Here is a 12,391-nt window from a genome sequence, read left to right on the forward strand (position 1 = left end):
AGACGAGCCAGCATTTACACCAAAACAAAAAGGTTCTGGTGATCCCAAACTATCTATTTCAGACGAGCCAGCATTTACACCAAAACAAAAAGGTTCTGGTGATCCCAAACTATCTATTTCAGACGAGCCAGCATTTACGCCAAAATAAAAATATGCTGGTTCTGGCATGACAAGAAAAGATAGGAAGAGAAATTGCTCTCTGCTGCGAGACTGCTCTCGATTCAACGCAACCAAGTCGCACTAACAGATCATGTGTCAAAAAAATAGGGGTTCATAGAAGGCTGGCTATGGGGCTAAGAGGTTCTTGGGATGGCGTTATATCGGGCAAATATCTTCAGAAAAGGAGATATTGATTTGAAAGTATTATTTTCTGGTAAATTCTCTTATAAGTTCTAAATCAAAGAATTTAGTCATGGGCTGGATTCTTCATCAGATAGACTAAAATAACTATCCTTCAGACCCATTGATATGACGATGTTGGTAATTTAATAAGAATTGGAGGATATCGAGAGTACTAATTAGAAACCTAAGTGAGTACCTTCTCGACTACAACCAAACCTTGACTGTGCCTTTAGTTCCCTGGAGTCCATCATGGTGTGAAGATCGTAGCTCTTAGGAGTTAACTCTATTCGGTCTACCTCTCCTTCCTCTAACTCCTTGCGATCACGGATTGGGCAGTGAAGAATAGGTTCTTCACTGCTTGTTGGATTACCTGGGGAATCTGAATGGATATACATCGTGATATTGACATGTGGATATTGGTGAGATACAAATTGGCAAATAGGTAAATCCGATGAATGTAATCCTCGGTACATTGATTTTCAGTTTAGTTGTTGTACCTCTACTTGTATTTATGGGATCTGTACTTGTTGAAATACTGGATGAATAGATACCTACTTGACATCCAGATTATCCAACCACTTCATCATCTCCATCTTTTCCTTTTGCAGGTTCCTCCTGATTATTGCTGAGGTATCTTGTGGTTGGCTTTTTAGGAAGTGAAACCTGTCTAATGTCCATGAGGTTAGAAATATAGTTAGAATAATCATGAGATTTTCCCGATATCCCTGTTATACAGTCAACTCTGACCCTTAGTGATGTAGTTCGGGAACTTCCTGAACGGCACCTAATACCAACAGCGATATCAACACCAATCCAAGAATGCTTAGAAATCTCTGCCCAGCACTAGCTAACAAGACCTACTTCAACTATGGCGGGCAAGGCCCTCTGCCGACGCCATCACTAGAAGCAATTACCGCAAGCTGGCAGAGGATTCAGGAGTTAGGACCTTTTACCAACGATGTATGGCCCTATGTGGCCAAAGAAATCCAGGCCACTCGTCAACACTTAGCCAAGCTCTGCGGTGTAGCACCCCATCGCATCGCTCTCACTGAAAATGTCACCAGTGGCTGTGTCTTGCCACTCTGGGGCCTGCCTTTCTCAGAAGGCGATCGCTTACTCATTAGCGATTGTGAACATCCAGGAGTCGTTGCAGCATGCATCGAACTTGCCCGCCGACAACACCTGGGAATAGACACGCTGCCCGTGAAGCAATTGCGTCATGGTGCTATCGATCAAGCGACTAGCGACAGCCTTGTGCTGGAAAGACTTGAGCAGCACCTCAAACCAAGCACAAGGCTGGTGGTGCTCTCCCACCTGCTTTGGAATACAGGCCAACTGATGCCGATTTCAACTGTTGCTAAAGCCCTCAGCCATCATCCACAACAGCCTTTCTTGCTCGTCGATGCGGCCCAAAGCTTCGCCCAAATGCCTGTACAGGAAGCCGCTGCCGCTTCAGATATCTATGCCTTTACGGGGCACAAATGGGCCTGCGGGCCTGAAGGGCTTGGTGGAGTCGCGCTCTCCGAACGGGTGCTCGCCGAAGCGAATCCCACCCTGATTGGCTGGCGCAGCTTGCAGAACGAAGGCCATCTTCAAAACAACCTGGACGAACTCTTCCATCACGACAGTCGCCGCTTTGAGGTGGCAACCTCCTGCGTGCCGCTGATGGCAGGTCTGCGCTGTTCGTTGGAGCTGCTCGAAACCGCCGGCTCGCAGCAGGAACGACTGAGCCAGATTCGCCAAGGCAGCCAACAACTATGGAATCAACTACAACAGCTCACAGGCGTCGAAACACTGCTCAACAGTGCGCCAGCAGCTGGGCTTGTCAGCTTTGAGTTACCCCAAGGCCCCCCAGCTCATGATGTGGTTCAACAATTAGGAAGCGATCAGCTCTGGATTCGGCATTTAGAAGATCCAATCTGCCTACGTGCCTGCGTGCACATCACCACTGAGGAGCAAGAACTCAACACGCTCACAACCGCACTCAAGCAGCTAACGAGCAAAGCAGCGCCAAACAATTAATCGCTAGCTGCGCTTATCTTCTTTACCAAAAGCAGATAAATAATCGATCTCAAAAGTTCCATAATCGACAAAAAAAGCCTATGAGTCAGAACCAAAGTCAAATCAAGCAGCTAAGAGTATGCCTGATGTGCATCAGATCATAAAGCCATTAACTAAATGAATTTAACAGGAAAAATGGCCGACATGCTCACAATAGTGGTGTATTTATTCAGCATTTAATTAGCACTTGCCCAAGCCGGCAAAGTGCTACATCGGCGATGATCTCACAAAATGGCTATGATTGAATCCATAAATCGGTTTCAGCAGGGATCAGCTGCTGAAGGAAACGGGGAAAGTCTGGTGAGAATCCGACACTGTCCCGCAGCTGTATAGCGCAATCGCTCTTGCTAGAGCACTTGCGTCAGTCAGAATACCCGCCGAATTTCCATCGACGAGGATCGAGTCATTCCTACCAAGCTTGCCCATCGGCACCCTGCCACGGTTTTCCGCAGCTACAACTGGCTAATGGCAGCAATCCTGGCCACTCCAGCACTACTAGCGATGCTGGTGAGTCCAGCTTTTGCTCACCACCCCTTTGGCATGGGAGAGGGGCAAAATCTCAATGCAATGCAGGGTTTAGTCAGTGGAATTGGCCATCCACTGCTGGGGCCCGACCACCTCTTATTCCTGCTTGCTATCGGCTTCGTAGGCTTAAACAAACCACGAAAATGGCTGGTTCCATTGCTAGCGGCTGGCCTTCTCGGTAGTGCCATCTCCTTAGTCATTCCTCTCCCAGAAACTCTCTCTGTTTATGCAGAAGCACTGGTGTCACTAAGCCTAGCCATTGCAGGCCTTGTCGCCCTAGGAACGGTTTCACCTTTGATCTTAGTGCCTGTAATCTCCCTGCATGGTTACTTATTAGGTGGTGCAATTGTTGGCGCAGAATCAACTCCTCTCGCTGCATATTTTCTAGGCTTACTGATCAGCCAAGGAACTCTTCTACTAATTATCACCAGCTATTCACGACGCATTATTGATGCCATCGGTAATAACGGAGTAAAGACTGCTGCTGGCATTTGGATCGGCATTGGAGCCGCTTTTACCTGGTCACTATTAATCCCTTAAAGAGCAAAATAAATCCAGAGACGACAATTAATATACTATCAGCTCTAAACTGGAATCATTGACTATTTTAGCCTTGCGCAGAATGAAGCAAGCTTTAAATTGAGACAACCGTAAAAGACATGAAAAGCATGCTGCAAAAACTAATAATTTTATCTTCGTCTTGCTTGCCGTTACATGCTTTTGCTCAAGTTAATTTCACAGAAATTGATGGGTCCATTTTACATTCCCAATATTACCCGAACCCTAATTCAAAATTCAAAGGCACTATTGTATTTCAAAATGGGTCAACAACGTCTCTAAAAGAATGGTCTGAAAATAAAACCTTCTTTAAGTGTATTAAGCAACACGGCAATGTGTTTATGTACGACAGAAGTGGCTTAGGGGAAAGCTCACCAGATTTCAGCATGTCATTGAGAAAGCCCATAACTGCACAGCTCGTTAACTCAAAATTAATTAAGTTGTTAAGAAAAAACCACATACAATCACCATATATTCTTGTTTCACACTCCTATGGCGGAATGTATGCAGGATATTTTGCACGCAAATACCCTGATTTAGTTGTTGGCATGCTAATGGTCGATCCTGTGCCTAGCGATTATCAGTACTCAGATAAATTTCGGAAGCAATTTGAATTCGATATTGCAAAAATGGAAAGAATGTCTAGCCGGGAAGCATATAAGTTATACAGTTTCGCAAGATCAAGCAAAGACAATAAGATGCCAGCTGATTCATTTTATCAATTAAAGGGATTTGAAGTGACTATAGAGCAAGTCGCCAAACAGCCCCGCATGAGTAGCAAATTTCCAATCATAATCGCTTCTTCTAGTTACATGGATAAAAGAGCTCCAATCAAAGGAAACTGGTATGATTTGCAAAAATATTGGTTAAACCAGAATCCTAATAGCATTATTTTTAGAGTTAATAGTGGTCACTTCATCCAGATCGATCGCCCCAAGCTGATTTGCGAAGAACTTAATAAGCTTGTCAAAATAGCCACAAAATCTTCTCAGTTAAAGCCGTAAATTTTGATAGTGATGCGTCTGTTACACCTGCTCAACTTAGCCATGCTGGCAATTAATCAGCAACCAGCCTGATCAAAACCAGCTCTTACCAACAAAACTTGTTAGCCATCTAAGCGTTGTTTAAGCGCCCGCTCAGATTCCTCGCGATCATCAAAATGCACCTTGCTGGTTCCGAGGATCTGGTAATCCTCATGCCCCTTACCGGCTACTAACACCACATCACCAGCATCAGCCTCGGCAATAGCAACAGCAATTGCTTTTGCTCGATCTCGCTCCACGCTCAGCACTGTGCCTTCAGGGATTCCAGCCACTACATCAGCAAGGATCTGATCAGGATCCTCTGTGCGGGGATTATCTGAGGTCACCACCACCCGATCGGCAAACCGCGCTGCAATCGCAGCCATCTGAGAGCGCTTGCCACGGTCTCGGTCGCCGCCACAACCAAACACGCAGCACAAGTTTTTGCTGGTAAACGGCCTAGAAGCTGCCAAGGCATTTTCCAGGCCATCAGGAGTGTGGGCGTAATCCACCAAAACAGTGGGTAGTTGAGCTGCATCAGCTTCAGGAATCAGCACCCGCTCCATCCTCCCTGGCACCCCAGGGAAATCTGCAATGGCCTCCAACAGCGATGGCAAAGGCAAATCCTGTTGCAGCAATACGCCTACCGCCTGAAGCAAATTCATCAGGTTGAAGCGCCCAAGCAAAGGAGAGCGAAACAATCCCTCTCCAGATGGGCTGATCAAACGACCCTGGACCCCAGCAGTGGTCATCGTCAGATCGGTAATCGTCAATTCAGCTTCAGCACGTTCGCAAACACCCTCTGCCAGAGAACTACGCCAACAGTTCTTACCGAGTCGCTGCGCCAAAATTGCACCCCAGCGATCATCAATATTCACCACTGCCTTCGCTGGCACTCTCTTGGCTGAACTCGATTCAAATAACGGTGGCGCAAACAGCAGGGCCTTGGCCTCGAAGTAAGCCTCCATCGAAGAGTGATAGTCAAGATGATCTTGAGTGAGGTTGGTGAACACAGCACCAGCAAAACAACATCCCGCCACCCGTTGCTGATCAAGGGCATGGGAGCTCACCTCCATAGCTCCTAACTGAGCTCCAGCCTCCACCGCCTGGGCCAACTGAGCCTGAAGACGATCAGCAAAGGCCGTGGTGTGCGTAGCGGTTGCGCTGTAATTAGGCCAGCGATTTACGAGGGTGCCGAACAAAGCAGTTGGCATGCCCACTGCTGCACTGAGATGCTCAATCAGATGGGTGGTCGTGGTTTTGCCATTTGTCCCCGTCACCCCGATCAGAGCAAGTCTCGAGCAGGGCTGCTGCCAAAAGGCCGCTGCCAGATCTCCAACCCATGCTGCAACCGGCTCAGGTACAACTACTACCGCATCTGTCGGCCCAGGCGGCTGCAAGGCTGCTGCCGCCGGACCAATCACCGCCGCCTCTGCACCAGCGGCCAAAGCCTGGCGCCAAAAGCTGCCGCCATCAACCTGTTCACCAGGCAAGCCCAAAAAAAGAGCGCCCCGAGCAACAGAACGAGAATCACAGGTGAGCATTCCAAGGGCCGGATTCGCTAATCCGGCTGGCACTGGCAGGCCTACGGCTCGCAATAAAGAGTGGAGCGTCTGGGTCATTGCGGCCCACCCATGAATGAAGCAGTTCTAATCCGATCCAAGCGCCTTGGTGCAGGCCTGTTGCAACCAGCGGAACAGTCCTTCCCCCCCCAGCCGCGGCGACACCCGCGGCAGCTCTAGCGAAAACTGTTGCTCCAGTTCAACCAACACCAAAACAGGAACCTGCAAGTCATAGTGGTCGCGGATACTGGCAGGTGTCGCACCATCATCGATATCGATCACACGTAGCGTTAAAGATGGCTGGAGTCGATCCAAAGCGAGCTCGCGCAGACGTTGTTCAAGCCCCTCACAGAGACAACAACCCTGGCGGCTGTAAAGCAACAACCTTAAGGTCTGCATTAATCAGGCACCGGGTCGCAACCACAGGGGGTAAAAGGGTGGCAACGAGACAGGCGCCGCAGGGTGAGCCAACCACCTCGCCATGGTCCATGACGCTGGATCGCTTCGAGCCCGTAAGCACTACAACTTGGGATGAAGCGGCAATGGGGCCCAAGTAAAGGGGAAAGCCAGGTTCGATAAAAGCCAATCAGGGCCAGCAGCACTGAACCAATGGCTCGGTTGAGCATTGCAAAGATGCCGCCGGATAGAATATTGGATTCGCGCATAGCGAGCCGAAGGCTGGGCCTTGAGTTCCAGCATGACGTATCGACAGCGCGATCTGTTCTATCCAACCTGCCTTAACTCATGTCTCGATACCGCGGCCCTCGACTGAGGATCACGCGGCGCTTGGGAGACCTCCCCGGTCTCACCCGGAAGGCCGCAAAGCGGTCCCATCCACCCGGTCAGCACGGCCAAGCCCGTCGCAAGCGCTCTGAATACGCGATCCGCCTCGAAGAAAAACAGAAACTTCGTTTTAACTACGGGATTTCCGAACGTCAGCTTGTGCGCTACGTGAAGAAAGCTCGTGCCCAAGATGGCTCCACAGGAACCAACCTGCTCAAGCTGCTGGAAAACAGACTCGATAACGTTTGTTTCCGCCTTGGCTTTGGCCCCACTGTTCCCGGTGCTCGCCAACTGGTGAACCATGGCCACGTAACCGTTAACGGCCGTGTTTTAGATATTGCCAGCTACCAATGCAAGGCAGGAGATGTGGTTGCCATCAGAGAGCGCAAGGGCAGCAAACAGCTTGCCGAAGCCAACATTGCCTTCCCGGGACTCGCCAATGTGCCGCCGCACATTGAACTCGACAAAGCAAAAATGAGCGCCAAGATCATTAGCAAGTGCGAACGCGAATGGGTCGCACTTGAGATCAACGAACTGCTGGTGGTGGAGTACTACTCCAGAAAGGTCTGATATTCGATCCTGGATTTCAATCTGGGACTGTTCTCATTCCATTTCAATTCCTGTTGGCCTTGGACATCAAGCCAGCAGGATTTTTTATGTCCAGGCTTAACGTGAAAGGCTTACAACCAGATAGAAGACCAACACCAAGGCTAGAAGATCCTAAGAATCTCCAAATCCATTTGATTTTTTCGTCGATTTCTTGCTCTTTGCCTTTTTTACAGCAGCAGGAAGCTTTTCGGAGGGTTCATCATCCTTAAAAAAGACTCCGTCCAGCCATACAGTGATGATATAAACAACAATTAAAACCGGAATCAATACCGCCCATTGATTTGGAAATTCATACGGGATCTGCTGAACACCAAAATCGCCAAATAACCAGTAATTAATGTAAATATAAAGCGGCGGATACTAGCTTGATTTAAAAGAAATCCTCAACACAATAGAACTATAACGCTCACCCATAAGAGCCTTCAACAATCTCAATTATTTTTACCTCAACAATGTTCTCTCATCCGTTACGGATGCTTTCATTGAGAGACACTTTTGCTCACACATCCCTGACTCTCAGCAGAGATCGAGCACTCTGGATCCTTTTCGCCGTACTGACTGGGTTCGCGCATAACCAAGTACTCATCGACCACACCAAGCGAGTAAACCACTGCTTTTTTGAGTGATTTCCTCAGACCCATGGAATTGCCCTCTTTCCATGCACTGTGGCAAACAATTGCTGGTCGTGCAATCAATGACACACAACCCTTTGCAATGAACAACTAGATAGAATCCGCAAGCGAAGCAATAGATTAGATTCACCGACCAGATCTTCTAGCCCATAGCCAAAAGGAGGTCGTTTAAGTACGAAACAATCGATGCTTAAACTCCCTAGGGCGATGACTATGATCAGCACCTAACAGCAAATCATCTAAACAACATAATGGTTCAATCTAGGCCAGTCCTAACACCTGATCTCTTTGATCAAGCATTATCCAATGCCTCGCTCACAACAGAGGAAGAAGCATTCATTGAATTCGTTAGATACACAGGAGTCATAGACGAACTGATACTAAGAAAAGGTTTATCTCTATCCGCTAAACCCCCTGCCCTCTGCAGGCTTTCAGACATCTGCGAAAAAATTGGAGCCGTCATTCCCGATCATTTCAGTGCTGCCATGAAATGGTCAGCAGAACAAAATGAAGACAAGATTGCCTGGAAAGGAAATTTGATTTGCAATATCGCCTTTAACGGTGATGGGATCGAACTTTCACCCAACGCTGGCACAACCTTGTACTACACCTACGTGGTGCATCAGGAACTATTTATAGGTTTGGGATTTTAGGTAAGGCACTGACAAGACAAACCCTGATTTACGGCTCAACGCCTTGCCCCCAAACGGGTGAAAAAACCTGCGTCCAACCGATTTCAATTAATCGATTCCATTGCGTTTCTGCATCCTTTCGGGGCAGATGTTTTCTGCTCTTCAACAACGCAGACTGACCGTTTGGCATACCCCTTCCATAATCCACAAAAATACGCGGATCACTCGCATCAGATTGCTCGTCCCGATGAAAGCGCATTGCCCAGTAACCAGAGCGATCGGTCAACCATCCCTCCGTGCCAACATCGGCAAAGCAACCAATACACATTGACAACAAATTAGCTGATTTTAAATAATCGCCCTCTTCCTTCCAAAGCCTCGTAACGTGTGATACAGGCAGCCAAAATTTGCATTTATTTAGTATTAAATGAACGCGCTCATGCCTCATCCGAAAGAACGAGCAACTGTTTTATCGCTGATGATAATACCAATACATCGATGGTCAATCTCGTGCAAGCCAATGAGCTTACAAGCCGGAAGATTTACAACATCTTCAAAAACACTGGCTTTAATTGTCAACTCAATATCTTCAAAGCAAGCCCACCAGAATTAGCCACAGTGTGGGTCCATAACGGGGGAATGTGGTGGATGATTGAAGGAGTATGGAGAAATCTAAACCACGAAAGGGAGCAAGATGACTACGAAATTGATATTCAATTTAAAGCACAGATCTTATTTTAAGATCAAAACAGCTGCAAGCTTGTCATCGAAAGAATTGGCAAGCTTTTACTAGGAGCAAAAACGTATTTATGCGGGAGCGAAGATTTTTCCAGGCCAGTCCCTTTGCTGATTATTCACACTATTCCATTGATTTCAGATGATGAAATCGAAGAAAACCTAATCATAAATCAATTTTACCAGTTTAAATCTGCCGTATGCCACTCAATCGGATGCGAGGCCAAGCAAGAAACTTGAGCAAACCGTAATCAGCAGATTGTCGCTAAAGCCCCAAGGCAAATCGCACGAATCAGGGCAATCTTCTTGGGTTCAGCGAATGAGTGTTGCTTTGAAAAAACCAAGACCTAAGCCCATACCTTTGGGCTTATCTTCCAGAAATGTGATCGCCAATTCAAAATCCATTAAGCCCTTTTCCTCGATGAAATCTCGTGGAAGCTGGCCGCTTCGTTGATCGAGATAACGCCCGTGGATCTCTTCTTTGTTCTTACTTAAAAAGTCAACAATCTCCTGAAGCACATGATCGCGCCATTCGTCTTTGTCGCTTTGCTGCACCTGGCTTTCCTTCATAACGCATCACATCATCTCGCCAACGCTAAGACGACATGAGGCGAACCATCAAGCTTGCGGGAAGGCATAGTCATGGGCGTCAAACAATGTCCAACCGCCTTCACGATCCAGCTCCAGCACAGAGTCGTGGAAAGGCAGCAAAGATGATCGGTGGCCCACACTCACATATCCAGCTCCAGCATCACGGAGGAGCTGATAAACCGCCCGTTCCGTTGGGATGTCTAACGCGCTCGTGGATTCATCGAGAAGCACAAACTTCGCCTTAGCCAGCAAAACCCTCGCAAAGGCAATTCTCTGCTGCTCTCCCACTGAAAGCACCCTTGGCCAATCCATGAAGGCCTCCGACGATTCAAGGGTCTGGTGGACGGAGGTGAGGGAGACTGAGTCAAGCAGTGCGTACATCCGCTCCTGGTTGAGATCCAAATCAACATCTGGATAGAGCAGCTGTTCGCGCAAGGAGCCTGAAAACACATAGGGCTTCTGCGGAACAAAGATCACCCCCTCCCGAAATCCCCGTGATGCCACCACTCCAGAGGAGGACGACCAAAGGCCGCTGAACATCCGAAGCAGCGAGGTTTTCCCACATCCCGATGGCCCCACAACAAGAAGACGGCTCTCCTGATCAAGATCGATGCTGAGGTTGCGCACCAACGTGCGCTCCCCGGATGGAATCTTCAGAGTTGCAGACTCCACATGAATCATCACCCCAGGAGCCAGCAGAGTGGCCTCTGTTGCTGCATACGATGCAGACAAAGAAGGACCGGTCTCTAGATCACCAACGCTGAGATCGAAACCATGACCAATTTCACTTAGGCGTTGACCATTGGAAAGCAAATTTGCAATGTCAGGGAAATTATCCACAATGAAGCTGAAAGCTCTCGTCACGACAGAGAACGCCACCGATACTTGGGAGAAAACTCCATACTCAATTTCGCCCTTAAAATAAACCGACCAAACCAAAATATAAGGAGCCAAAATAGAAAAATTTCTAAACGCGGCTGAGATGGACTTTACCGCAGAACTAGCTCGAATTACACGATACTGGTTTGCAATTGCGGCAAAGAATGCATCGACACCTCGCTCCCATTCGCTTCGTTCGCCGCCATAAAAAGCAATTGACTCAGCATTGTCTCGAACACGCGTCAAGGAATAGCGAAAATCGGCATTCAATCTCAATTGAACATAATTCAGTCGAACTAATTTCCTGCCAACAAAGGCGATGAGACCGGTCGAAAATGCCGCATACACAAGCACATAAAAAAGAATCCACGCATCAATGGTGATTAAAACAACGGCGAAACTTGCAGCCGAAACACAAGAGTCAACAAGCTCAAAAAACAACTCCGAGCTTTTCTCCGTAAATTTATCAATATCTTGAGCAATCCTCTGGTCAGGGTTATCAATCGGAACGCCATCAACCGAACCGGTAGAGCTAAGCCGATAGAAAAATCTGCCACCTAGATAAGCACCAAAGAAGCGCAGAGTCATCGCTTCACGCCAAAAATTAGCAAACGCACTTTTGGTGAAATTATAGGCATAAATTGCTGGGACAAAGACACCCAACAAGACAAAAATCTGAACCAATCCCCACCGAGAGCTATCAACATCTCTTGCTACAAATGAATTCGTGAGATCTCTTAAAAAGTACGTAAAAAGAACAATGATTGAATTTACAATTAATAACAACCAAAAGCTGCCAAGTACATACAGCCAAGCCACACGCCTTCGACAGTTCATCCCGCGAAGAGGCCATGCAGCCAAACCACCCGCCAAAACAGACAACACTGTGAGCACAGCCAAGGCGCGGCTTTGTACAAGCCAGCCAGCAAAATCGACCATCACTCCCAGGCCAGTGATTAGGTCAGCTGGCAAAAAATGAGTGATCAAGCCATTCACGATCACCACTGTCCAGGCCATCAAGCCAAGAGACACAGCAATCACCGCACTCATTAGAGCGATAAACAGTTGTAGCGAGCGCCGATCCGTGCCATTCACGAAAAAAGGCAACAACAACTGCCGTAGATCTTTCGCGTTCGTTGCGCCCATCAACACTCCGTTGCCGTTCCTCATCCTGAAGGCCAGCCAGCCCCTTGAACAACAGGTCGTTGAATAGCCTTGATGAAGATCGCATCAACGCTTTGCAGCGTCCTGTCCCAGAACCGGCGACAGCCACCCGGGCAATTCACCACGGCGAAAGCTTCGCGAGCGAAACCGGCACGGTGATGCCACCCATTTACGCCACATCGACGTTTGAGCATGGCAACCCAGGCGGATTCGATTACACCCGCTCGGGCAACCCCAACTTCCGCATTCTTGAAGGGGTGCTGGCCTCAGTGGAAGCCTGCAGCCATGCCACGGTA

The 12,391-nt window shown here is 48.1% G+C and carries 14 protein-coding genes and 1 riboswitch; of the genes, 7 read left to right on the plus strand and 7 right to left on the minus strand.

What is annotated here, in order from left to right; translation table 11 throughout:
• The first annotated feature begins 1,161 nt into the window (after nt 1–1,161).
• From EV12_RS08905 to EV12_RS08915, 3 genes are all read left to right on the plus strand, one after another.
• Nucleotides 1,162–2,364: an aminotransferase class V-fold PLP-dependent enzyme gene (locus tag EV12_RS08905; RefSeq protein ID WP_036914693.1), complete on the plus strand. Its 1,203-nt coding sequence runs from the start codon at nt 1,162–1,164 to the stop codon at nt 2,362–2,364.
• Nucleotides 2,365–2,641: 277 nt separating this feature from the next.
• Nucleotides 2,642–2,799, plus strand: a riboswitch (cobalamin riboswitch).
• Nucleotides 2,800–2,868: 69 nt separating this feature from the next.
• Complete coding sequence (locus EV12_RS08910) at nt 2,869–3,468, plus strand: HupE/UreJ family protein (RefSeq protein ID WP_036914695.1); 600 nt, start codon at nt 2,869–2,871, stop codon at nt 3,466–3,468.
• A gap of 119 nt (nt 3,469–3,587) precedes the next feature.
• Nucleotides 3,588–4,490 (plus strand): alpha/beta fold hydrolase, encoded by a 903-nt coding sequence (locus tag EV12_RS08915; protein ID WP_241466499.1) that lies wholly within the window; start codon nt 3,588–3,590, stop codon nt 4,488–4,490.
• Between the two features lie 101 nt (nt 4,491–4,591).
• On the opposite strand, the gene EV12_RS08920 is transcribed toward EV12_RS08915, so the two are convergent.
• The 3 genes from EV12_RS08920 to yidD are packed head-to-tail and all read right to left on the minus strand — an operon-like array spanning nt 4,592 to nt 6,735.
• A complete protein-coding gene (locus EV12_RS08920; protein ID WP_036914696.1) occupies nt 4,592–6,130 on the minus strand; it encodes a UDP-N-acetylmuramoyl-L-alanyl-D-glutamate--2,6-diaminopimelate ligase in 1,539 nt (512 codons plus the stop codon).
• 27 nt (nt 6,131–6,157) lie between these two features.
• Nucleotides 6,158–6,469 (minus strand): glutaredoxin family protein, encoded by a 312-nt coding sequence (locus tag EV12_RS08925; RefSeq protein ID WP_036914698.1) that lies wholly within the window; start codon nt 6,467–6,469, stop codon nt 6,158–6,160.
• Complete coding sequence (gene yidD, locus EV12_RS08930) at nt 6,469–6,735, minus strand: membrane protein insertion efficiency factor YidD (protein WP_036914699.1); 267 nt, start codon at nt 6,733–6,735, stop codon at nt 6,469–6,471. The genes EV12_RS08925 and yidD overlap by 1 nt, the downstream gene beginning before the upstream one ends.
• A 79-nt stretch (nt 6,736–6,814) precedes the next feature.
• Here yidD and rpsD point away from each other — a divergent pair, with 79 nt between their 5' ends.
• Complete coding sequence (rpsD, locus tag EV12_RS08935) at nt 6,815–7,423, plus strand: 30S ribosomal protein S4 (RefSeq protein ID WP_036914701.1); 609 nt, start codon at nt 6,815–6,817, stop codon at nt 7,421–7,423.
• A gap of 518 nt (nt 7,424–7,941) precedes the next feature.
• Here the strand turns inward: rpsD and EV12_RS08940 are convergent.
• Nucleotides 7,942–8,103: a hypothetical protein gene (locus EV12_RS08940; RefSeq protein WP_193742198.1), complete on the minus strand. Its 162-nt coding sequence runs from the start codon at nt 8,101–8,103 to the stop codon at nt 7,942–7,944.
• 476 nt (nt 8,104–8,579) lie between these two features.
• Here EV12_RS08940 and EV12_RS14665 point away from each other — a divergent pair, with 476 nt between their 5' ends.
• Nucleotides 8,580–8,747, plus strand: a complete 168-nt coding sequence (locus tag EV12_RS14665) for a hypothetical protein (protein ID WP_241466500.1) — start codon at nt 8,580–8,582, stop codon at nt 8,745–8,747.
• A 28-nt stretch (nt 8,748–8,775) separates the two neighbouring features.
• On the opposite strand, the gene EV12_RS08950 is transcribed toward EV12_RS14665, so the two are convergent.
• Complete coding sequence (locus tag EV12_RS08950; protein WP_036914706.1) at nt 8,776–9,054, minus strand: DUF1651 domain-containing protein; 279 nt, start codon at nt 9,052–9,054, stop codon at nt 8,776–8,778.
• Nucleotides 9,055–9,113: 59 nt separating this feature from the next.
• Here EV12_RS08950 and EV12_RS14230 point away from each other — a divergent pair, with 59 nt between their 5' ends.
• Nucleotides 9,114–9,467, plus strand: coding sequence for a hypothetical protein (locus tag EV12_RS14230; RefSeq protein ID WP_152562312.1), 354 nt, complete (start codon nt 9,114–9,116; stop codon nt 9,465–9,467).
• 306 nt (nt 9,468–9,773) lie between these two features.
• Here the strand turns inward: EV12_RS14230 and EV12_RS08960 are convergent, their stop codons facing one another.
• Both EV12_RS08960 and EV12_RS08965 read right to left on the minus strand, forming a co-directional pair.
• Nucleotides 9,774–10,031, minus strand: coding sequence for a hypothetical protein (locus tag EV12_RS08960; RefSeq protein ID WP_036914709.1), 258 nt, complete (start codon nt 10,029–10,031; stop codon nt 9,774–9,776).
• 48 nt (nt 10,032–10,079) lie between these two features.
• Entirely contained in the window at nt 10,080–12,077 is a 1,998-nt protein-coding gene (locus EV12_RS08965) for an ABC transporter ATP-binding protein/permease (protein ID WP_193742199.1), read from the minus strand.
• Between the two features lie 92 nt (nt 12,078–12,169).
• On the opposite strand from EV12_RS08965, the gene EV12_RS08970 reads away from it, so the two are divergent.
• On the plus strand, nt 12,170–12,391 hold a 222-nt coding region (locus EV12_RS08970; RefSeq protein ID WP_193742201.1), incomplete at its 3' end, for a PLP-dependent transferase.

This window comes from Prochlorococcus sp. MIT 0701 (assembly GCF_000760295.1).
Lineage (GTDB): Bacteria > Cyanobacteriota > Cyanobacteriia > PCC-6307 > Cyanobiaceae > Prochlorococcus.